This window comes from Kitasatospora sp. NBC_01246 (assembly GCF_036226505.1).
Classification (GTDB): Bacteria; Actinomycetota; Actinomycetes; order Streptomycetales; family Streptomycetaceae; genus Kitasatospora.
The window spans coordinates 672,129-694,568 of record NZ_CP108484.1; the positions used below are offsets into that span (position 1 = coordinate 672,129).

General features: G+C 74.8%; 17 protein-coding genes. 8 read left to right on the plus strand and 9 right to left on the minus strand.

The annotated features are described in order from the left end of the window. The first annotated feature begins 113 nt into the window (after positions 1–113). Together OG618_RS02985 and OG618_RS02990 are read left to right on the plus strand one after the other, a co-directional pair. The gene (locus OG618_RS02985) at positions 114–620 is read left to right on the plus strand and encodes a carboxymuconolactone decarboxylase family protein (protein ID WP_329485550.1); all 507 of its coding nucleotides are present in this window, start codon (positions 114–116) and stop codon (positions 618–620) included. Positions 621–778: 158 nt separating this feature from the next. Next, positions 779–1,597 carry a polysaccharide deacetylase family protein gene (locus OG618_RS02990; RefSeq protein ID WP_329485551.1) on the plus strand — a complete coding sequence of 273 codons (819 nt, stop codon included), beginning with the start codon at positions 779–781 and terminating at the stop codon, positions 1,595–1,597. Between the two features lie 10 nt (positions 1,598–1,607). On the opposite strand, the gene OG618_RS02995 is transcribed toward OG618_RS02990, so the two are convergent. The 7 genes from OG618_RS02995 to OG618_RS03025 all read right to left on the minus strand — a co-directional run bounded on the left by OG618_RS02995 (position 1,608) and on the right by OG618_RS03025 (position 11,798). Beyond that, positions 1,608–3,683: an N-acetylmuramoyl-L-alanine amidase gene (locus OG618_RS02995; RefSeq protein ID WP_329485552.1), complete on the minus strand. Its 2,076-nt coding sequence runs from the start codon at positions 3,681–3,683 to the stop codon at positions 1,608–1,610. A gap of 5 nt (positions 3,684–3,688) precedes the next feature. Continuing rightward, positions 3,689–4,750 (minus strand): polysaccharide deacetylase family protein, encoded by a 1,062-nt coding sequence (locus OG618_RS03000; RefSeq protein ID WP_329485553.1) that lies wholly within the window; start codon positions 4,748–4,750, stop codon positions 3,689–3,691. Between the two features lie 233 nt (positions 4,751–4,983). Beyond that, a complete protein-coding gene (locus OG618_RS03005) occupies positions 4,984–5,949 on the minus strand; it encodes a hypothetical protein (RefSeq protein ID WP_329485554.1) in 966 nt (321 codons plus the stop codon). A 385-nt stretch (positions 5,950–6,334) separates the two neighbouring features. Continuing rightward, positions 6,335–7,855 carry a serine hydrolase domain-containing protein gene (locus OG618_RS03010; RefSeq protein ID WP_329485556.1) on the minus strand — a complete coding sequence of 507 codons (1,521 nt, stop codon included), beginning with the start codon at positions 7,853–7,855 and terminating at the stop codon, positions 6,335–6,337. A gap of 55 nt (positions 7,856–7,910) precedes the next feature. Next, positions 7,911–8,699, minus strand: coding sequence for a hypothetical protein (locus OG618_RS03015; RefSeq protein ID WP_329485557.1), 789 nt, complete (start codon positions 8,697–8,699; stop codon positions 7,911–7,913). 195 nt (positions 8,700–8,894) lie between these two features. Next, complete coding sequence (locus tag OG618_RS03020; protein WP_329485559.1) at positions 8,895–10,247, minus strand: carotenoid oxygenase family protein; 1,353 nt, start codon at positions 10,245–10,247, stop codon at positions 8,895–8,897. Between the two features lie 84 nt (positions 10,248–10,331). Then, entirely contained in the window at positions 10,332–11,798 is a 1,467-nt protein-coding gene (locus OG618_RS03025; protein WP_329485560.1) for an MFS transporter, read from the minus strand. Between the two features lie 724 nt (positions 11,799–12,522). On the opposite strand from OG618_RS03025, the gene OG618_RS03030 reads away from it, so the two are divergent. The 6 genes from OG618_RS03030 to OG618_RS03055 all read left to right on the plus strand — a co-directional run bounded on the left by OG618_RS03030 (position 12,523) and on the right by OG618_RS03055 (position 19,704). Next, on the plus strand, positions 12,523–13,500 hold the full coding sequence (locus OG618_RS03030) for a glycosyltransferase family 2 protein (protein ID WP_329485561.1): 978 nt from the start codon (positions 12,523–12,525) through the stop codon (positions 13,498–13,500). Beyond that, complete coding sequence (locus OG618_RS03035; protein WP_329485562.1) at positions 13,497–14,960, plus strand: NAD(P)/FAD-dependent oxidoreductase; 1,464 nt, start codon at positions 13,497–13,499, stop codon at positions 14,958–14,960. The genes OG618_RS03030 and OG618_RS03035 overlap by 4 nt, the downstream gene beginning before the upstream one ends. Further along, entirely contained in the window at positions 14,953–16,371 is a 1,419-nt protein-coding gene (locus tag OG618_RS03040) for an aspartate aminotransferase family protein (RefSeq protein WP_329485563.1), read from the plus strand. The genes OG618_RS03035 and OG618_RS03040 overlap by 8 nt, the downstream gene beginning before the upstream one ends. Further along, on the plus strand, positions 16,371–16,877 hold the full coding sequence (locus OG618_RS03045; protein ID WP_329485564.1) for a hypothetical protein: 507 nt from the start codon (positions 16,371–16,373) through the stop codon (positions 16,875–16,877). Before OG618_RS03040 ends, OG618_RS03045 begins: the two co-directional genes overlap by 1 nt. Next, on the plus strand, positions 16,874–18,370 hold the full coding sequence (locus tag OG618_RS03050; RefSeq protein WP_329485565.1) for a GMC family oxidoreductase: 1,497 nt from the start codon (positions 16,874–16,876) through the stop codon (positions 18,368–18,370). Before OG618_RS03045 ends, OG618_RS03050 begins: the two co-directional genes overlap by 4 nt. A gap of 107 nt (positions 18,371–18,477) precedes the next feature. Next, positions 18,478–19,704 carry an MFS transporter gene (locus tag OG618_RS03055; RefSeq protein ID WP_329485566.1) on the plus strand — a complete coding sequence of 409 codons (1,227 nt, stop codon included), beginning with the start codon at positions 18,478–18,480 and terminating at the stop codon, positions 19,702–19,704. A gap of 273 nt (positions 19,705–19,977) precedes the next feature. Here OG618_RS03055 and OG618_RS03060 read toward each other — a convergent pair whose 3' ends face one another. Continuing rightward, positions 19,978–21,483, minus strand: coding sequence for an MFS transporter (locus OG618_RS03060; RefSeq protein WP_329485567.1), 1,506 nt, complete (start codon positions 21,481–21,483; stop codon positions 19,978–19,980). A gap of 249 nt (positions 21,484–21,732) precedes the next feature. Further along, positions 21,733–22,434 (minus strand): hypothetical protein, encoded by a 702-nt coding sequence (locus OG618_RS03065; RefSeq protein WP_329485569.1) that lies wholly within the window; start codon positions 22,432–22,434, stop codon positions 21,733–21,735. Between the last annotated feature and the right edge of the window lie 6 nt (positions 22,435–22,440).

Below are 22,440 nucleotides of genomic sequence, written 5' to 3' on the forward strand. Positions count from 1 at the left end.
TCCGCCCGGGAGCCGGACGACTCCGGCGAACTTGGTGTCCGGCCGCTGTCACATCTTCCCGCCGCCGTCCGTCGAAGCAGCAGTGACCGTGTGAAAGCCCCGAGGAGGCAGTTATGGAAACGCGATCGATCACGGCAGAGGTCCCGATGGCGCCGCGGATGACCGAGGACCCGGCGCAGCTCGTGCCCGAGCTGGCGGAGGTGTCGGCCGCGCTGTTCAGGGCCACCGGCAACGGTTCGGTGCCGCGCTCCACCATCAGCCTGGTCCAGCTGCGGGCCGGCCAGATCGTCGGCAGCACCTACCTGACCGTGCTGCACACCGGCTTCCTGCGCAAGGCCGGGGAGTCCGAGGAGCGCATCACCTCGGTGGCGTCCTGGGCGGACTCGCCGTACTTCACCGGTGCGGAGCGGGCCGCGCTGGCGCTGGTGGAGGCGGTGCTCCAGCCGTCCGTCCACGGCGAGCGGGTCTCCGACGAGCTGTACGGCCGGGCGACCGAGCACTACGACGCCCGGGCGCTCGCCACCCTGATGTTCGCGATCGGCCAGGTGAACTTCTTCATCGCGGTGGCGCTCATCGCCAAGCCGGTACCCGGGCGGTCGTTCACCGACCCGTGGCAGTAGGCCCCACCGGGGCGCCCGGCCACGCGTGCGGCGTGGATCCGGGCGCCCTGCCCCGCCGTTCACCGCGCAAGCGCCGCCCGGGTGGTCGTGCGGCCCGGCGCCGGGCCGCACGGGCGTGCCCCACCCGGCGCCGGGGCGCCGACGCCGATACTGCGGCCATGACGGTTCACCGCGGACAGCTCGCACGACGCCCCCTGCTCAGGGCCGCCGCCCTGGCGTTCGCCACGGCCTGCGGCGCGGGCGCCATCGTCGGCGCGGCGGGGCCGCGTCCGCCCCGGTCGCCCGGCGCGGAGACCGCGACCACAGGCGGGGCCCCGGGCGAGAGCACGGACGAGGCCACGAGCGTCCTCTCCGGGCCGCAGGAGTACGTGGACGCCAGGGCGGCGGCCATGGCGCTGACCTTCGACGACGGCCCCGGCCCCTACGCCACGGCCGAACTCCTCACCGTCCTCCGGCAGTACGGTGTCACCGCGACCTTCTTCATGATCGGCGCCAACGTCGAGAAGTACCCCCGTCTGGCCCGCCGAGTCGCCGAGGAGGGCCACGTCCTGGGCAACCACACCTGGTCCCATCCCCGCCTCGACGATCTGTCCGAGCCGCAGATCCGGGCGGAGATCGAGCGCACCACCGAGCTCGTCGTCGGCGTCACCGGCCGACGGCCGACGCTGTTCCGGGCCCCCGGCGGCCACTTCACCCCGGCCACCATGGCCGTCTGCGCGGACCTCGGACTGCGGCCGGTCTCCTGGTCGGTGGACCCGGAGGACTGGTCGAACCCCGGTGCCGACGTCATCGTGGACCGGGTGCTCGCCGAGGCCCGGACCGGTTCGATCGTCCTCAACCACGACGGCTGCCTCACCCCCGAGTTCCTGCCCGCCCGGGGCGGGCCGGCCGACCGCTCGCAGACCGTCGCCGCCGTCCGGCACTACCTGCCCCGGCTCGTCGACGCCGGGTACCGGTTCACCGTCCCGACTGCCTGACCGGCGGCCGTCACCCGGACTCCGCCGTGGGCGGGACGACGCGCACGTCGCTCGACCGCACGAAGGCGAGCCGGTGGTCGAAGCGGATCGCGTAGTAGGTGTCGCGGCCGACCACCAGGATCCGGCTGTCGGGCGTGTCGGTACGGATCGTCCGCTGCTGGAAGAAGTCGGCCGGCCGGGGTGACTCGTCCGCCGCGACGTACACCTGGCCCGCCGGGAGGGTGGCCCGCAGGGCGACCACCGGCGGCGGGTCGACGGCCGGGTGGTCGGTGTAGGCGGAGGCCTCCGGATAGGCGCGGCCGTACACCGGGACCGAGGCCGGTCCGGGGCGCGGGGTGAGCAGCGTGCGGCCGGCCGATCCCACGCGGCGGGTGCTCAGGCCCGCGGGATCGGGGAACCAGCACTTCTGCCCGTCGTACCAGATCGCCGTCCAGTCGCCCTCGCGCCCGGCCACCACGTAGCGGGCGCCGGTGACGGCGGTGTCGCTCCAGTCGTCGGGCCTGGTGGACCCGTCGTTGACGAGCGGCGCGTCGGCGGCCGGCCGGGTGCGCAGCAGGACGGCGTTGCGCGCCTGCAGCTCCCGGGCCTGCGGCGGCAGCGGCCCGGTCGCCACGAGCGGCGCGACGACGGCCACCGTGTCACCCGGCCGCGGCGGACCGTCGGCCGGCCCGGGCGGCGCCCCCAGCAGTTCGAAGTAGTGCTCCCAGTCCCAGTACGGGCCCGGGTCCCAGTGCATGTCGGACACCGCCGCCTGGGTCGGCGCCGGGACTTCGTCGTGGCCGATGACGTGCTCGCGGTCCAGCGGCACGGCGAACCGGGCCGCGAGGTGGCGCACCAGCTCCGCGGAGGACCGGTACAACTGCTCGGAGTACCAGGTGGGCCGGTCGGTGGGGAGCGCGAAGCCCTCGTGCTCGATCCCGATGCTGTGCATGTTAACGGTCTTGTTGCCGGAGTGCCAGGCGATGTCGTGCGTGGCCACCAGCTGGGTGACGTGGCCGTCGGAGGCACGGACGAGGTAGTGCGCGCTGGCCTGGGCCCGGGGGTCCTGGAAGTACTCGATCGCCCCGTCGAAGCCGCCCTCGGTGTCGTGCAGCACGAGGGTGCGGATCCGCAGGCCGTCGGCGGGGCGGTCGGCCGGGTTGTAGTTCCCCCATGACGTCGGGTCCGCGGCGTCGGCCAGGGCGTACGCGGCGGGCACGAAGTCGCACCCGAGCTCGTCCGGGCACTCGGCGACCGGCCCGTCGGCCCGGCGCGAAGGCCGCGCCGAAGGCTGCTCGGCGGGCCGGTGCGGCCGGGCGGCGGGCGGCACGAGGTCCGGTTCGGCGGCGAGCCTCACCCGCGCCCCCTCGGAGGTGGTCCGCTCCGCGCCCACGCGCAGGGTCTCGAAGACCCGGTCCGCGAACCGACGGCCCGGCTCGTCCTCACCCGCCCCGCGCCCGAAGCGCGTCACCGCTTCGTACCAGCCGCCGGCACCGTCGCGGACCGGTCCCGGCAGCGCGTTCCGGTATCCCGCCAACAGGGCCGCGCCGCCGCGGAGGTTCTGCAGCGTGTCCCGCTTCACCTCCTCGGCCGGGCGGTGGATCAGGGCGGCCGCCGCACGGAGCGTGTGGAGCGCCGGGGAGTCCGTGACCCGCGGTTTCGCGGCGCCCGCCGCGCCGCGCCGGGCCGGGTGGTCGGCGTTGACGGCGTTGACGGCGTTGACGGCGGCGACGTCGACGTCGGTCAGCCCCAGCACGCCGTGGTTCCCGGTGGTACTCGGCCTGCCCTGGTGGGACTCCCAGCGGCTCTCCTGGTAGGCGAGTGCCAGGAGTACTCCGACCGGCACGCCGAACTCCCGTGCAGCCGAGGTGAATTGCCGCTGCAGGAGGCGCTCCCGCGCGGGCCCGCCGTCGGCGCGGGCGGCGGCCGGACAGACCACGCAGGCCGCGGTGGCCAGGGCGGTCAGCACGGCCGCGCCCCGGCGCCGGGCCGGGCCGCCGGAGCGCGAAGGACGGCCCGGTGGCGCCGGGGCGGCGGACCCTGCCGTGGCCGCCCACCGGCCGGTCGCGATCGCCACCAGCCGCCGGGGGAAGGAGTCGTGGCCCATCGGGCTCAGAGGACCCGGACGCTGTACAGCTCGCCGACGATCTCCTCACCCGGGGTGACGGTCCCGGTCCGACGGGTGCAGTCCGGCCGGTCGTGCAACTCGATGTCGTGACCGGTGAGATTGCGCACGGCGTACGCGGGCGGACCGGGCGACACGAGGGTGCGGCACTCGCCGGGGCGCAGGCCGCTCTCCACGGTCTCCGCCTCGGCCGCTCCGTCCGGCGCGCCGGTGGGGTGCTGCCAGACGAGGGTGCCGGCGACCGCGTCGGCGGAGTCCTGTTCCCTGCTCGCCGGTGCGGTGTCCCAGGGCTGCGGGTGCTCGACGGGGCGGACGGCGGAGGCCCGGTCGCGGTAGGCGCCGCCGGGCACGAGCGTGGCCGGGGCGAAGAGTTCGGGCACGGTGACCAGGGTGTAGCCGGCCCCGCGCAGACGGCGGACGAGCTCGGGCACCACGGCGAGCGTCTCGCGCTGGTTCTCGGTGTCGTGCATCAGGATGACCGACCCCGGTCGCACACCGGCCTCGACCCGGGCGAGGACCTGCGCCGGATCGTGGTGGTCCCAGTCCCGCGTGTCGATGTCCCACAGCACCAGCGGGTGCCCGAACCTGCGGACCTCGGCGCTGAAGGAGCCGTACGGCGGTCGCACCAACTCCGGCCGCTCACCGAGTACTTCGGCGATCGCCTGCTCGCCGCCCGCCAGTTCGGCGCGCACCTGCGCGGGCGTCGACGCCCCGAGACGCGGATGGGTCAGGCTGTGGTTGCCGATCACATGGCCCTCCGCCGCCTCACGCCTCAACCGGTCGGGCCACCACCGCACTTGATCCCCGACGGCGAAGAACGTCGCCTTCACCCGGGCGGCGGCCAGATCGTCGAGCAGCTCCGCCGTCGCCGCGGAGGGCCCGTCGTCGAAGGTCAGCGCCACACAGGCCAGGCGCTCGCAGTCCGGCCCCGCCGGCGCCGAACCGCCGGTCGGCGCGTGCGTCGCGGGTGTCGCGGACACCGGCCCCGGCGCCAGCAGCGCCGCACACACCCCCAGGACCACCGGCCACATCCGCACACCTCGTCGCATGCGCTCACCGTAGCCAGCACCACTCGCGCAGCGGCGCAGCGCGGACGAACCGCCATCCGATCGGCTCAACCACCGGAGCCGCCCCGCAGGGGGTGCGTCGCGGCATGGGCCGGCTCTCCGTCGACCGGCTCGGGGCGAGTGACCCGACAGGCGTGCGGGCGGCCCTCCCGGGCGGCCCCGGTCCGCGGCCGCCCGTTCGGGCCACCAGCCCGTGGCTGCGGGGCCGCGGCCCGCTACTCCTCGGGGTCGGCGACGTTCAGCGTCAGCTCCGCGGTGTGGAGTTGCCCGGCGGTCTGGAACTGCAGGAAGACCCGCCAGTTCCCGGGCGCCCCGAGCAGGGCCATGAAGGTCAGCGTCGGACCGCCGTGCTCGCCGTCGACCCGGTCCGTCGGGTGGAGGTGGGCCAGCGCCCGGTCGCCCTGGTGGAAGGCGGTGAGGTGGGCGTAGCTGTCCAGGTACGGCTGGAGGTCGGTGACCGGTTGGCCGTCCCGGCTGATGGTGGCGGTCAGCCGGTGCGCACCGGCCATCGGCTCGCTCCGGAGGTCGACGGTGTAGCCGTCCACGGTGGTGCCGCCCGCCGGAGCGGGCAACGGCACCGTCGAGGCCGCGCCGGGCACGGTCACGGTGCGGCTGAGCACGAGTTCGCCGGCGCGCGGGCCGGTGTTCGGCAGGAACGACGTGTACAGCCGCCAGTCGCCGGGGGCGAGGGCGGACAGGTCGGCGGTCCAGGTGCCGTCGGCGGCCATCGTCGGGTGCAGGTGCTGGAAGCCGGTGAGGTCGGAGCGGATCGCGTAGAAGTGCAGCTTCTTGGTCTGGTGCTCGGCGAAGTCGGTGACCGGCCCGCCGTCCGGGCCGGTGATGGTGAACGAGCAGGCCGTCGCCCGGCCGGCGGGCAGCTCCGCGCTCCTGAGGTCCAGGCGGTAGCCGTCCTGTTCGGCGGCGAGGCCCCGTGCGGGCGCGGGCGTCCCGGGCACCCCCGGCATCGCCGCGGGCCCGGCGGTCATCGCTCCGTGGTCCATCCCGGACATCCCGGAGGCCGCCGAGGCCCCCGAGGTGCCCGCGCTCCCGGACGCCACCGCCGGCCCGGACCGCGCGGAGGGGCCGCACGCGACGAGCCCGACGAGCCCGGCGACCAGCAGTGCGGGCACGCAGGACGCCAGTGCCCAACCAGGGGAGAACGAACGAACGGCAGCGGACATCGGCGGGTCCTTCCGGGTGAGCGCGCCGGGACGGCGCTTGGACGAGCAGGTGCCGGGCGGGTTCGGTCGGGCCCGGGTGGCAGAGACCGGGAGTCCCGGGCCGCGGTCCGCGCCGCCGACGGTGCGGCCTCTCACGGGGCGCTCCCTCCTCCTCTCGGGCCGACGGCACGGTGCCGTGCGAGCCGAGGGAACCGGCCGCACCGAACAGGAGACCGGCGAGGGGCGCCGGGATAACCAAAAGTTCGGATCGGGCGCGGAGACCGGCCGGGACGGGCGGGCAGGCTCGTAGGGCCGCGCGGCGCGAGGCCCCCGACAGCACTGCGGGCCGTACCCGCCGATCGGCGGGTACGGCCCGGGTCCCGGACTGCTCGTCTCCGGGAAGGTGCTACGCGCCCCGCCCCGACCGGGCCGTGGCGCGGACGCCGAAGTGGACGTAGCGGCTGCCGTCGGCGAGGGCGTAGAACACCACCGGTATCCACGCGTCCTTCTCGTTGCGGCGACCGGCGTAGACCGTCTTCGCCGGGGTGGCCGAGACCGGGGTCAGGTACCAGGTCAGCGGGTCGAAGGTGCCCGCCAGGCCGTCCGCGCCCTCGTACGTGAGACGCAGGGTGCCGGGGCCGGCGTCGCCGTCGGCGATGGTCATCAGGAAGCCCTCGCGCCGGTAGCTGCCGAGGAACGGTCCCGTCTCCACGGCCACGGGTTCGGCGGCCGGTGCGAACCCGGGCATGGCGACGCCGGCGAGTTCGGCGCAGAGTTCGCGGCAGAGCGTCTCGAAGACCTTGGGCGCGGCGCCGCCGCCGTTGGTCAGCAGGGCGACTGCGAGACCCTTCTCCGGGATGGCGCGCAGGTACGCGAGCTGGCCGAAGGTGCTGCCGTCGTGGCCGAAGCCGCGTGCGCCGTCCCACTCGAACAGGCCCCAGCCGAGGCCCCAGTGGGCGCCGAGGAACCACTGGTCGGGCATCTCGACCTCGCGGGTCAGCATCGCGTCGACCACGGCGGCCGGAAACACCCGCGTGCCGTCCGGCGCCCTGCCGCCGTCCACGAAGACGCGGGCGAACCGGACCACGTCGGCGGCGGTCGCGCTGATCCCGCCGTACGGGCCGGCCGAGCGCGGCAGCATGTTCCAGAGCGGGGTGGGGACCGGGGTCTCCCCCGGGTCGCCCATGTGCCCCATGGCGGCGCGGAAGCGCAGCACCTCCTCGGGCAGGGTCATGGTGTGCTCCAGCCCGAGCGGGGTGAGGAGCAGCTCCCTGAGTGCCTCGTCCCACGTCCCGCCGGTGACCACCTCGACGATCCGGCCGAGGACGTTGTACGCGGTGCTGGAGTAGGACATGGTGACGCCGGGCGGGTTGGTCAGACCGACCGTCCGCACGCCCTCGACGTACCGGGCCAGGCAGTCGTCGCCGCGCCCGGTGTCGTCGACGTGGTCGCCCTCGATGCCGCTGGTGTGGTTGAGCAGCTGGCGCGGCGTGATCGTCCGGGCGGCCCCGGCGTCGGCGAGCGCGAAGTCCGGCAGGACGTCCGCGACCGGTGCGTCGAGGTCCAGCTTCCCGGCGTCGGCGAGCAGGACCACCAGGGCGGCGGTGTAGCCCTTGCTGACGGAACCGATCTGGAACACGGAGTCCGGCGTCACCGCGACGCCGGTACCGGTGTGCAGGATGCCGGCCGCCACCTCGTGGATCTCGCCGTCGGCGAGCACGGCCAGGGCGGCGCCGGGGATCTGGTGGGCGGCCAGGAGCTCGCCGAGCCGGGCCTGCCAGCGGGCGGTGTCGAACGCCGGGGCGGTTTCCGCCACGCCCAGCGCGCGGTTGACCGTCCGGGTCACGTCGCGGTCGGTCGCTTCGAGGATCCTGGCCACCTCCTGGTCGACGAGCTTCGACACGTCTCGGCGCAGGTTTTCCGACATGCTCTCTCCCTCGTGGTCACGGTGGCTCAGCGCGCGGGGTAGGCGGCGTCGGCGGCTAACCCGCGTTCCCGGCGCGGCGGCCGACGAGGCCGGTCAGCGCGCCGACCGTCGTGCGCGGCGCCTGCCGCAGGTCGCGGTCCGGGTGAAGCACCGTGCGGAACGCGGCCCAGGTGAGCGCCCCCAGGACGAAGCCGTAGGCGGAGACCAGCCCGTGGCCGTTCTCCTGGGCGAACCACATCGCCAGCCCGAGCGCGGGCACGCCGAAGGCGAGCAGCCGGTTGATGCGGACCGCCTTGCCGTCCGCGGCCCCGTCGTCCTCGCCACCGGCCCGGCCGAGGCGCTGGTCGGCCCCGCCGTGCAGCAGCAGGGCCGCGGCCAGCGTCGCGCCGAGGAAGTAGGTGGCGCCCGAGCTGCCGGCGAAGTTGCGCGGGTCGGTGCTGTGCGAGGTCTGGCCCCACAGCTTGTCGATCTGCTCGGGCAGCAGGATGCCCGCGGCGAACAGGCCGAGCGTCAGCGGCGCGCCCCAGAACCAGTCGGCGAAGGCCGCGACGACGGCGAGGGTGGCGATGTTCCAGGCCGCGCCGCCGATGCCGCCGTTCTGCATGAAGACCGAGGTGACCACGCGCCACCAGCCGGACTTCGCCGGGTCGGCGTCGAACGCTCCCATCGCCCCCGACCAGCAGAGCTGGAGGGCCACGCCACCGAGCGCGATCGCGGTCAGCGCGACCGCCGCCCAGGGGATCCGCCGCGCGGTCAGCGTGTTCTGGCCGACCAGGGCGAGACCGCCCTTGAACATCAGCACCATCAGTGCCGCCGTGGTCACGTTGAACAGAACGATGTCCATCGTCACCACCCCCCTCCGAGCCGTGTGCGATTTACTGATCATGACAGTAGCGCGGCCCAGGCCATTTTCAAACACTGTTTGAAACCGCTTGGCCCCGCGCAGCACTGACCGGCGTCGACGGGCCCTGCGGGACACCCGGTGGCGGCCCGGGCAAGGGACCATCCGTTGCCCGGGCCGCCGCAGTCGCCGCCGAGGTCACCCCTCGATCGCGTCCGGGATCCACGAGCCGTGCAGCCCGGCGCTCACCCGCTGCGGCAGGTGGACGGTGGCGATCCGGTCCAGGCCGGAGGCGTCCAGGACCAGCAGCTGGGACGCGTCCTGCTTGAGGTCGGACACGACCGTCAGCAGGTAGCCGTCGTCCTCGCGGGTGGCACCGCCGGCGGGCACGAAGACCGCCTCGCTCGGCAGCCGGGCGTCGCCGACCTGGTGGATCCGCCGGGCACCGGTGGTGCGGTCGTACTTGACGACGCCGTAGCCGCCGAAGCCCTGCTCGTCGGGGAAGGAGATGGCGTACTGGTAGCGGTTCTCGGCGCCGAGGTACCGCTCGTTGAGGGTCGGGAACTCCACCGCGAGGTCGTCGATGATCTGCTCGTCGACCGTACCGGCGGCGAGGTCGACCACCCAGCGGCGGGTGAGCGAGCGGGCGACCGGCTCGGTGCCGCGCCCGGGCGCGCCCACCCACCAGTTCCAGGAGAGCCGGAAGCCCTCGCGGTCCACCGTGGGGCCCTCCAGGACGACGCGGCCCCGGCCGTCCTCGTAGGCGTTGCCGACGTGCAGCATGTTGCCCGGCTCGATGGAGAACCAGCGGACGTGGCGGGCCCCGTCGGCGCCGCGCGGCATGATGCCGATGCGGGAGAGCTGGGTGTCGCTCCAGCTGTAGGGGATGCCGGAGTGCTCGGCGGGGTCGAAGGTGACGTTGCCCTCGACGAAGACCACATGGCCGCTGGTGAGCGCGAAGTCGTGCTTGAGCGCGGCACTCGCGCCCGGGACCTCGGCGGTGTGGACGATCTCGCCCTTGGCGTCGGCGACGTGGTACGTCAGGAACGGCGGGAACGGCGAGGAGCTGAAGAAGTGGAGTTCCCCGGTGACCGGGTCCTCCTTGGGGTGCGCGGTCATCGCGGAGGTCAGCTTGCCGCCGAAGTCGTAGGCGCCCACGGTGTCGAGCTCCGGGGTGAGTTCGAAGGGCAGGTTGGCCTCGCAGAGCGCGAGGAGGCGCCCGGCGTGCTCGATGACGTGGGTGCCGGCGGCGCTGGCGGTCAGGTCCGGGCCGTGCTCCGTCATGTAGGGGGCACCGTCCAGGGCGGGGGTGCGCACCCAGCGGTTGCGGTACCACTCGGCGCGGCCGTCCCGCAGCCGGATGCCGTGCACCATGCCGCTGCCCTTGAACCAGTGGGTGGGGGTGACGCCGGGCTTGGGGTTGTGGCCGTTGCGGAGCAGCCGGCCGGTCAGCTCGGGCGGCAGGTGGCCCTCCACGGTCAGGCCGGTGGCGGTGACCTCGTCGACGACGGGGGCGAAGTGACCGGTCAGGTAGGGCTTCTCGGTGCTCATGGCGGGGTTCCTTCTCGGTGGTGACGGGTGGTCGGGGGTGTGGCGGTCGGGGGGGTGTGGTGGACGGGGGGTGTGGTCCTCGGGTCAGCGGCCGGTCAGCGGGAACGGGACGGCCGTCGCCGCCGGCGCTCGGACCGGGCGGCGGGCCAGGTACCCGGCGAGCGCCGCGCTGACGACGAGGACGAGGGCGGAGACGAGGAAGGCGGCCCGGTACCCGCTGGTGAGGGCTGCCGCGTGCGACGCGTGGCCGGCGGCGCCGGCGGTGACCGAACCGGCCAGGGTGGCCAGGGCGGCGAGGCCGATCGCGCCGCCGACCTGTCGGGTGGTGTTGACCAGGCCGCCGGCCAGGCCCGCGTCCTGCGGCGGGACACCGTCGACGGCGAGCGCGGTGAGCTGGACGAAGGCGACGCTCAGACCGAGGCCGACCAGGACGCTCGGGCCGAGGATGTCGGCGAGGTAGCTTCCGTCCGCACTGATCCGTGAGAGCCACAGCAGTCCGGCGGCCTCGGTGAGCAGCGCTGCGGTGACGGTCGCGGTGGCGCCGAGCCGCCGGGCGATCCGGGGCGCCAGCGACGCACCGATCATATTGGCTGCCGCGAGCGGGAGTTGGCCCGCGCCGGTGGCCAGTGGCCCGGATCCGAGCACCTGTTGCTGGTAGAGCGGCAGGAAGAAGAACAGCGCGATCCACACGGATCCCAGCAGCGCCATCAGCAGGTTGCCCGCGGCGACCCGGCCGGTGGTGAGCAGTCGGCGCGGCACCAGCGCGTCGGGGCGGCCGCGTTCGATCACGACGAAGGCCGCGAACAGCGCCGCGGCCGCGCCGAGCGCGCCCAGCACCCGGGTGTCCGTCCACCCGGTGCCGCGTGCGGTGGTCAGGCCCCAGACGAGGCAGGTCAGCGAGAGGGTGACGGTGGCGGTGCCCAGCAGGTCGAACCGCCCGGACCGCGTGCCGGTCTCCGGCGGCACGAGCACCGCCACGGCGGCCAGGACCAGCGCCGTGCCGAGCGCGACCGAGTGGAAGATCCAGGGCCAGCCCCAGGCCTGGGTGAGGACACCGCCCAGCAGGACACCGCCCGCTCCCCCCGCGCCGGAGACCGCGCCCCACACGCCCAGCGCCCGGCCGCGCCCGGGTCCGGAGGGGAACTGACCCATCACCAGGGCGAGCGCGGCCGGCGCGATCGCGGCGGCGGCGAGGCCCTGCGCCGCGCGGGCGGCGATCAGTACGCCCGGGGTGGTGGCCAGGCCGGCCGCCAGCGAGGCCGCCACGAACAGCCCGAGGCCGGACATCAGCACCCGGCGGCGGCCGAGGAGGTCGCCCGCCCGGCCGCCGGCCAGGAGCAGCGCCCCGAAGGCCAGGCCGTAGGCGTTGACCACCCAGGTGGTCCCGCCCTCCGACAGGCCGACGCCGGTGCGGATCTGCGGGAGGGCCACGTTCACGATCGAGGTGGCGAGCATGACGGTGAACTGGGCCGCCGCGAGCGCCGCGAGGGCGGCTCCCGGCCGGGTGGCCCGGGGTCCGGCCCGGTCGGTGTGCGTGTGTGCATCGGTCATGGGCACAGACTCGTGCGGAGCGTTGTCCACTCTCCAGGGCCGGCGGGGACGGGGACTGTTCACTCCTGTCCACCGCTGTCCACCCGGGCCGAGCCGCGGCCGGGCCCGACCCGGGGGGCACAGGGGCGCAGGCGGGGGTGCGCCCTGCGCGGGGACGCGGTAACGCGCGGGCGCGGGGATGGCGTCGGACACCGCGACGGACGGCGGGTATCCGCCAAGCTGTCCAGCCCCGGCGGCGGTTTCCGGTCCTGATGGCGGGCCCCCGCGGTGGCGCCCGCGCCGCACCTCCCGCCCGCGCCGCCCCGTCCGGAGCACCGCCGCCGCTCCGGCGCGCGGCCGGAGCCGCCGGCCGAGGGGGGCGCCGACGTGCCTGTTCGCGGCGAATCCCGTGATTCCGGTCCGGGCGGGCGACGGTGCGGGGGCACGGAGCGGACCCGGGTGGGGCGGTCCGGCCGGAGGATGGCCGATTCCCTTCGGTGCGGGCCGATGTGATGGTGATTCAACTCTGGAATCCGTGCGGTTGCGTTCGATTGTGTTTACTGTTGGCGCATCGGGCTGCGGGTGTTCGGAACCCCCGCTGCAGTGCCGCAGCGGAGCCCCCGTCATGACCTTCCAGGATGACCGAACCGTCGGCGGTTCCAGCCCTGAGACGAACCCAGACCTGAGCGAACAGCGCCACCTTGTTCGAGCGAAATCAAACAGACTCGCACAGAGGAGATGTCGCATGTCCACCCCTCATATCTCACCGAGGACGGCGACCACGGCCCTGGTGACCGTCGTCCTACCCTGCTTCAACGAGGAATCGGTGCTCCGCGCGACCCACGCCCGGCTGACCCGCGCGCTGCGGCCGGGCCGCCGCGTGACGTACGAGATCGTCTACGTCGACGACGGCAGCACCGACGGCACCTGGTCGCTGCTGGAGGAGTTCGCGGCCGCCTCCGACGGCGTCCGGGCCCTGCGGCTGAGCCGGAACTTCGGCCACCAGGCCGGCTGCCTGGCAGGGCTGCGGGAGGCGGCCGGGGACGCGGTCGTGCTCATCGACGCGGACCTCCAGGACCCGCCCGAGCTCATCCCCGAACTGGTCTCCCGCTGGTGGGACGGCTGGTCGGTGGTCTCGGCCCGGCGCACCGGCCGGCTGGGCGAGGGGGTCGCCAAGCGGGCCTCGGCGTTCGCCTACTACCGCCTGCTGCAGGGCATCTCCGGCCATCCGGTGGCCCTGGACACCGGTGACTTCCGGCTGCTCGACCGCGCCGTGGTCGACCTGCTCGACGGCATGGCCGACCACGAGCTCTTCCTGCGCGGGGCGGTCAGCTGGACCGGCCTGCCGGAGACCTCGGTCGAGTACCGCCGCGACCCGCGGGCCTCGGGCGAGTCCAAGTACACGCTGCGCAAGATGCTCGAACTCTCCCGTCGCGGCATCATCTCCGGTTCGGCCGTGCCGGTCCGGGCGACCACCGCGGTCGGCCTCACCGCGATGACCTCCGGCGCCGGTCTCGGCCTGCTCCGGCGCGACCCGAGGACCGCGTGGTCGGCCTTCGCCTTCGGAGCCCAGGCGATCGCCCTCGGCATCCTCGGCGAGTACGTGAACGCCACGCTGCGGCACGTCCAGGACCGCCCGCCCTACGTCGTCCGGGAACGCATCGACCCCGTGCCGAGGGCCCACCTGCCCGCGGCGGCGGCCGTCTCGGGGGTGGCCCGATGACCACCACCGTCGACACCACGCCCGCCCCGGCGGCGCTCGGCCCCGAGGAGCCGGTCGACACCGTGATCGTCGGCGCCGGCTTCACCGGCCTGTCCGCCGCGCTGGAGCTCGCCGCCCGGGGGCACCGCGTCCGCGTCCTGGAGGCGGAGGACGAAGTCGGCGGCCTCGCGGCCTCGTTCGACGTCGGCGGCCGCGACCTGGAGCGCTTCTACCACCACTGGTTCTCCTCCGACACCGACATCCTGCGGCTCTGCGAGGAGCTGGGCATCGCCGACGCCGTGGAGCCGCACCTGACCCGTACCGGCCTGTACTACGCCAACTCCATCTTCAAGCTCTCCAAGCCGATCGACGTGCTGCGGTTCACCCCGCTCGCCCTCGGCGACCGGATCCGGCTCGGGCTGCTGGCCCTGCGCGCCGGCCGGGTGCGCAACTGGCGGGAGCTGGAGCACCGCACGGCCGAGGAGTGGCTGATCTCGCTGGGCGGCCGCCGGGTCTACGAGGTGGTCTGGCGCCCGCTGCTGGAGGGCAAGTTCGGCGCCCACGCGTCGCAGGTCGGCGCCACCTGGATGTGGACCAAGCTGCACCTGCGCGGCGGCAGCCGCACCAAGTCCGGCAGCGAGACGCTGTACTACCTGCGGGGCGGCAGCAAGGCGCTGCTCTCCGCCCTGGTCGACCGCCTGACCGCGCTCGGGGTGGACCTGCGCACCGGCGTCCCGGTCGACGCCCTGCACGCGGACGGGCGCGGCCTGACCGCGGTGTCGGCCGGCGGCCGGCTGCACCCGGCCCGCCAGGTGCTGGTCACCACCGCCCCCGAACAGACCGCCCGCCTGCTGGCGACGCCCGGGGCCGACCATCCGGCCGTCCCGGCGCTGACCAGGCAGCTGCGGCAGATCCGGTACCTGGCCAACGTCTGCCTGGTGCTGGAGAACAACCGGCGGCTCTCCGACACCTACTGGCTGAACGTCAACGACCCGGCCTTCCCGTACGTCGGGGTCATCGAGCACACCAACATGGACGACCCCGGGCGCTACGGCGGCCGCCACGTCGTCTACCTGTCCAAGTACCTGCCCGCCGACGCGGAGCTCTACCGGATGAGCGACCGGGAGGTCTTCGAGTACAGCCTGCCGCACCTGCGGCGGATGTTCCCCGGCTTCGACCGGAGCTGGGTCGAGGGCTACCACGTCTGGCGCGCCGAGTACGCCCAGCCGGTCGTCACCCCCGGCTACACCCGCACCATGCCGCCGCTGCGGACCCGCGTCCCCGGTCTCTACCTCGCCGGGATGGCCCAGGTCTTCCCCGAGGACCGGGGCACCAACTACGCCGTCCGCGGCGGGCGGCAGGCCGCCCTCCTGATGGCCGAACACCTCCAACACGCCGTCCGCGAGCGGCCGCAGCCCTCACCGGAACGCGGCCGGCGCCAGGAGACGAACCCGAACACCGACGGAGCAGCCCATGAGTGACCTCATCACCTTCGACGAGTGCGCCACCCTCGGGATCGAGCGGATCCACGAGCTGTACGGCGCGCACGTCAGCCGCAGCCAGGTCGCGCTGATCGGCTCCTTCGGCTTCGGCCGCGACCTGGTGGACCACGCCGAGGGCGCCTGGATCCACCTGGTCGGCGGGCGGCGGATCCTGGACTTCACCGGCGGCGTCGGCGTCCTGAACCACGGCCACAACCACCCCCGGATCCTCGCCGTCCGCGACCGCTTCCGGCAGGAGGGCCGGATGGAGGTGCACAAGAACTACTTCTCCCCGTACGTGGCCGCGCTCGGCCACAACCTGGCCGCCCTGCTGCCCGGTGACCTGAACGTGAGCTACTTCCCCAACTCCGGTGCGGAGGCGGTGGAGGGCGCCGTCAAGCTCGCCTACAAGTACCACGGCGGGCGGCGCGGGACGGTGCTGCACACCGACATCGCCTTCCACGGCAAGCTCCTGGGCGCCGGCAGCCTGACCGCCTCCCCGGAGATCCACTTCCCGTTCCCGGAGATCCCCGGCACCGACTCCTTCGCCTTCGGCGACCTGGACTCCTTCACCGCGGCCCTGGACCGGCACCGCGGGTCCGACGGCGGCTGCGACGTCTACGCGGTGGTCCTGGAGCCGTTCAGCGCGTCCAGCCTGCGCGAGTGCTCCCCGGAGTTCCTGCGCGAGGTGCGCCGGATCTGCACCGAACTCGACGTCGTGCTGGTCTTCGACGAGGTCTACACGGGCTGGGGCCGGACCGGGGAGCTGTTCCACTTCATGCACCACCCCGGCCTGGTGCCGGACGTCCTGGCGATGTCCAAGTCCTTCGGCGGCGGCAAGGCGTCGATCTCCTGCTACGTCGCACGCGAGCCGGTGTTCCGCAAGGCCTACGACAACCTCGCCGACGCGACCCTGCACAGCACCACGTACTACGGCTTCGGCGAGGAGACCGCCACCGCCCTGGAGGCCGTCGCGGTCGCCGTCGACGAGGACTTCCCCGGCCGGGCCGGCCGGATAGGCGCCCAACTGGGCGCCGGACTGTCCGAGTTGGTCGAGCGCCACCCCCGGCTGGTGGCCGGCACCCGCGGCCGGGGCGCCCTGCACGGCCTCCTCCTGCGCGGCGGGCCGCAGATCCCCGACCGGATCCGGGCCGCACTGCCCGGCTCCTTCGCCAAGGACCCCCGGGCGCTGCCCAAACTGCTCACCGCGGCGGTGATCGCCGCGCTCTACCGCGACCACGGCGTGCTGACCTACTACGGCTCCAACCGGGAGATCGCCCTGATCGCCTCGCCCCCACTGGTCGCGGGGCCGGAGGAGGTCGACCTCTTCCTGACCGCCCTGGACCAGGTCCTCGCCCAGGGCGCGAGCCGCCTGCTGGCGGGATTCGTCAAGGAGAAGGTGACCGCCTGATGGACCGGACCACCGCCCCGACCACCGCCCCGACCACCGGCCCTGCCCGGCGCCCCGAACCGCTCCGGGGCTCCGAAACGCGGTGGGGCCCCGAACCGCGACGGGGCTCCGACCGGCACGTCGACCGCGCGCTGCGGGCCAGTGCCCTGCCCGCGTACTGGGCGCGCCACTACGCCTGCCTGCGGGATCCGGCCGCCGGCGCGGCGGCCGAGCGGCACGTCCGGGGCAGCGTCGCGCTCCTCCCGCTGCCCTACCGGCTCGGGTACGCCGCCGCCCTGCGCGCCCTGCCCGCGCTGTTCCGCTGCGCGACCGGCCACAGCCTCCGACTGGCGCCGGCGAGCGCCGACCGTACCGGGATGGCGCGGCTCGGCCGCCTCCCCGGGGTGGCCGAGGTCATCCGGGCGAGCACCGCACTGGCCCTGTACGGCGCCCTCGACGGACACCCCGGCGGGCCCGGCGCCCCCGGTTCCGCTGTCCGGCGCGCCCCCCGGGTGGCCGCCCCGTGACGGCCGCCCTGCCGGGCCTCCCCCTCCCCCGCACGGTCCACGACGCCGACGTCCTGGTGATCGGCTCCGGTGCCGGCGGCGGCACCGTCGCCCGGGACCTCGCGGAGGCGGGTCACCACGTCACCGTGATCGAGGAGGGCCCCCGGGTCGGCACCGCGGAACTCGCCGCCGCCACACCGGCCGAGAACATGCGCAGGCTCTACCGCCAGGGCGGTCTGACACCGGTCTTCGGCCGGCCGACCATCGCGTACGGCGAGGGCCGGTGCGTCGGCGGGACGACGGTGGTCAACGGCGGGCTGCTGTGGGAGCCGCCCGCCGCCCTGCTCAACCGCTGGGCCGCCGTCTCGGGCGTCTCCGGCTACCGGGCGGCCGACCTCTCGCCCCACCTGCGGCGGATCACCGAGCGGCTGCGGGTCGGCCCCCAGTTGCCGGACGGCGGCGACCGCGACTCCGTGCTGCTCGCGATCGGGGCCGACCGGCTGGGCTGGCGCTGGCAGCACGCCCACCGCGCCCTGCACGGCTGCCGCCGGAGCAACCGCTGCACCACCGGCTGCACCACCGGCGCGAAGCAGAGCATGGCGCTGACGTACCTGCCGCAGGCCGAGGCGCTCGGCGCCCGGCTCGTCGCCGGTACCCGGGCGCTGCGGATCCGCCACGACGGACGCGAGGTCCACGGCGTCCTCACCGTCGACGAGGACGGCCGGCGGGCGTACCACCGGGCCCGGACGGTGTTCCTCGCCGCGGGGCCGATCGGCACCCCCGCCCTGCTGCAGCGCAGCGGGATCCACCCCCGCCTGGCCGGCCGCGAGCTGGCCCTGCACGTCAACCTGCGGACGGTGGCCCGCTTCGACGAACCGGTGTCCGCCCTCGACGGGACCATCTTCACCACCCAGGTCCAGGAGTTCAGCGACCGCGGCACGCTCGTCATGCCGTCCAACCTGAGCCCCGGCAGCCTGGCCGCCGCCATCGCCGGGCACGCCCCCGAGCTGGTCGAACGCGTCCTCGGCGGGCTCGACCGGACGGCCGTCTACACCACCCAGGTCAGGCTGCGCGGTCGGGCCCGGGTCACGGCCACCCCGCTCGGCGGGGTCCTCCTGCGGCACGGCATGACCGACGAGGACCACCGCGCCCTGCGCACCGCCTTCCACGACACCGCGCGGCTGCTGCTGGCCGCCGGCGCCGTGGAACTGCTCCCCCCGGTCGCCGCCGCCGCGCCGCTGCGCGACCTGGCCGCGGTGGAGGCCTTCTGCGCCGGGGTCGGGCCCGGCGACTGGCAGTTGGTGTCCGTCCACTCGATGGCCTCCTGCCGGATGGGCCGACCGGACCGGGGCGGTGTGTGCGACGCACTCGGCCGCCCGCACGGCTTCCGGAACCTGTACGTCAGCGACGCCGCCGTCCTCCCGGGCGTCACCGGCATCAGCCCACAGGGAACGATCATGGCCTTCGCCCACGAGATCGCCGCCCGCTTCCTGAACGGCCCGCCCGCGGTCTGACCCACCGCCCGACCCGGTCCCGACTGCCGGGCCGGCCCCCGCCCTCACCGGCCGGGGGCCGGCCCGGCAGCTCCCGTCCCGTACCGTCCCACCCACCGGAGACCCGTGTGCACACCCTCCCCACCCCGCCCGGCACGGCCGTGCGGCCCGACCGGGCGTTCAGCACCCCGGCGGTCGTCGCGTCCTGCGTCGGATTCGTCCTCATCGGCGCCCTCCAGTCCCTCTACGGACCGGCCCTGCCCGCGCTCCGGCAGGAGTTCGGGCTCTCCCCCTCGGGCGCCGGACTCGCCCTGAGCGCCCACTTCATCGGTGGAGTCACCGGCGTCCTCGCCTTCGACCGGGCCTTCGGCCGGATCGGCAACCGCGCCCTGCTCCGCGCCTCCTACGCCCTGATGGCACTCGGGAGCGTCGCCTTCGCGTTCTCCCCGAGCTGGCCGCTCGCCCTGCTCGGCGCCCTGGTCACCGGCCTCGGCTTCGGCGGCCTCGACTACGGCCTCAACCAGCTCTTCGCCACCGGCTTCGGCCGGCGCAGCCCGGCCATGCTCAACATCCTCAACGCCCACTTCGGCATCGGCGCGATCGCCGGCCCCGCCCTGATCGGCCTGCTCGGCGCCGACCGCTACCCCGCTGTCTTCACGGGCTGCGCCGTCCTGGCCGCCGCACTGCTGATCCCGCTCACGGGAGTGCGCGACCGGACCACCGGGACGGACCACGACCCGGCCGAGCAGACCACCGACCGGTCCACGGGCCCACGCGGGCGCCGGACCGCCGCCCTGCTCACCGCGTTCGTGGTCCTCTACGTCCTGCACGTCGCGGTGGAGGCCGGCGTCGGCGGCTGGGAGCCCACCCACCTGGAGACCGTCGGCTACAGCGCCGCACTCGCCGCCTCCGCGACCTCCGTCTACTGGCTGATGCTCACCCTGGGCCGCTTCCTGGTCGCGCCGCTGACCCTGCGCTGGCGGGAGCCGACCATCATCGCCGTCAGCTGCGCCGGCATGGCGCTCTGCCTGCTGGCGGCTGTGGTGCCGGGCCTCGCCCCGTACGCGTACGGGGGCGTGGGCCTGTTCATCGCGCCCATCTTCCCCACCGGGCTGCCGTGGCTGCGGCGCGCCGTACCGGCCGCGCGGCGGGCCGGCGCGCTGGTGATCGCCGCGTCCATGGTCGGCGGGGTGGCGGCCGGACCGGCGCTGGGCAGGACCATCGAGCTCTTCGAGGTCCGGATGGTGCCGGTCGTCCTGTTCGTCCTGGCCGCGATCTGCCTGGCCGCCACCTGGTGGCTGACCCGGGCGACCGGGAAGGCCTCCGACCGGAGCGCTACCGGATCGTCGTCCTGACGGCGGGTGACAGGACCCGGCGGGGTCCTGTCACCCGGACTCGCGGCGGCCTACAGCAGGGCCTCCGAACCGTGCGGCTCCACGAACCCGACGACCTGCCGCGGCCGGTCGAAGCTCGTGACGCCGTTCCCGATCAGCCGCACCGAGGCCGGCCGGCCCTGGCGCCTCGATCAGCATGCGGGTCGCTCCCCCGCCCCGGTCGCCGTCCCGTGCCTGCCGGTCGACCCGTCCGCGCATGGCGGCCCGGCCGCGCCCGCGCCCTCGGAGCAGCCGCTACCCGGCCGTCGCTTCGGCGGCGGACGTGCCCGTGCCCCGGTCCGCGACCCGGGCCCGGCGGATTCCCCAGCCCACGAGCAGCGCGGCCACGGCGGTCAGCACGAGACCGGCGCAGCCGACCGCGTCCAGGAACTCCGCGCTCCGGTGGGCGTCCCGGTCCGGGGCGGCGAGGTCACCGGTGACGAGCGCCGCGAGGACGGTGCCGCCGACCGCGACGCCGACCGCGGCGGCGACCTCACCGGCGCTGTCCACCAGCGCCGCACCGACCGTCGTCCGGTTCCGGGGGAGGCCGCGCATCACGTTGGTCCCGGCGACGACACCGACCACGCGCATGCCGGCCGCGGCGAGGGCGAGCGCGACGGCGACCCACGGGTACCCGAAGCGGCCCAGCAGCCCGTAGACGGCCAGTCCGCACACCACCGCTCCGGCGCTCAGCCAGGCGGCCCGGTCGAGACCGACGCGCTTGATCAGCGGGCCGACGAGGGCACCGCCGGCGATGAGGACGACGACCTGCGGCAGCATCCCGAGCGCCGCCCGCGCCGGCGTCCAGCCCAGGTCGAGCTGCAGGTGCAGCGTCACCAGGTAGCCGAGCCCGGCGGTCGCGAGCCCGGCCGCGCCCTTGAAGGCCAGGCCGCTCGACACCAGTGGGCGGGCGACCAGCCCGAGGTCGAGGAGCGGGTGGCGGGCCGACCGCTCGCGGACCACGAAGAGGACCGCCGCCGCGGCCGCCACCGCCGAGGTCAGCCACGGAAGGGGCGAGCGGGCGCCCAGCTCGACGAAGAGCGTCGGTGCGACCAGCGCCAGCACGACCGTCGCCGTGCCGAGCAGCGCGCCGGCGGCGTCGACCGGGTCGCGGTGCAGGTCGTCCGCCCGGTCCGCCGGGATGCCGCGCCGGATGCCGAGGTACGCGAGCGCGGCGATCGGCACGTTGACCAGCAGCAGGGTCTGCCACGGGGCGAAGGCGAGGACGAGACCGCCCGCCGTGGGTCCGATCGCGAGCCCGACCAGCCCCACCGTCGAGATGAGCGTCGTCGCACGGACGCGCAGGCCGTCCTCACCGAACAGACGGAACGCCAGGGCGAGCGAGCCCGGCGTCGTCATCGCGGCCGCGATCCCCATCGCCGAGCGGACGGCGATCAGCTGCTCCACCGTGGTGACGAACGCGGTGGCCAGGCTCGCCGCACCGAGCAGCACCAGCCCGACCAGCATGACCCTGCGCCGGCCGACCCGGTCGGCCAGCGCCCCGAGGGCGAGCATGAGCCCGCCGAACACCACGGCGTACGCACTGGTGACCCACTGCAGGGCCGTCGCCGAGGCGGACAGCTCGCGCCCGATGGTGGGCAGGGCGACGTTGAGGACCGAGTTGTCGAGCATCTCGAAGAGGAACACGGCGGAGAGCCCGGCGAGGGCGGTCCAGGCCTCGCGGAGGGAGCGCGGCGAGCGGGAACGTTCGGCGGGGGCAGCGAGGCTCTCGACGGCTTCACGGGGACGGCGGGTGGGCACGGCGCACTCCTTCGAGGTGAAGAAGTGGCGGCTCGTCGGAGACCGCTTATGCGCGCGAGTGGCTCGCGTTTTTACTCCCGGTGCCGCCACCGTAGCACGCGGCCCGGCGCACCCGGCACGCTCGTCCGGCGCCCCCGGGAGGCGGTCGGTCAGGTCAGCGCGAGCAGGCTGACGGCGGCACCCCCGACCGCCGGGAGAGCCGGCCGGTCCGGGGCACCGTCGGGACGTCCCGGGCGGGGCGCCCGCGTGTCACGTGACCGTCGGCTGCGGGCTCATCGCACGCTCGTACAGCGCCTCCCGTGCCCGCTTGAGCAGTTCGGCGGCCTTCTTCCGTGACGCCTCCTCCGCCTTGTCGAGCGCGCTCGGGTAGTCCACGGACATCTCCGAGCCCGCGCTGTAGTCGACGGTGACCGTCAGACGTAGATTGCCGTCGCAGAAGGCCGACCTGAAGCCCAGTTGGTCGACCGGCCCCGGGATCGTGTCGGTGAGCGGGTGCCGGACCGACGACTGGTAGCCCTCCTGGCCGAGCCCCCCGCCGTCGGTCGTCTCGAACTTCCGGGTCTCGGTCGGCTTCGGTCCGCCGAGCGGGGACTTCGCGATGTCCGCCTCGACCTCCAGCCAGTGGCAGCCGCGGGCCGCCTCGAAGACCGTCGCGTCGACGCTCACCCGCCAGTCCTCGGTCGCCGGACCGCCGTCGTAGCCGCAGCTGAGCGACTTGGACGGGTCGCTCGCGATCCCGGCGCTCGTCACCGGTATGGAACTCCTCAGCTGCCCCGGCAGGCCGGGATCGCCCAGCACGGCGCAGAGGTCGCCGACCGTGCGGTACCAACCGATTTGCTTCGCCTTGCTTTCACCACTGCCGCCCCCGCCGCCACACGCGCTGAGGAGAACGAGGCCGGCGGCCACCAGGGCGGCCGCGCCGGTACGGGAGACTGGGTTTCGACTCGTCATCGCGCC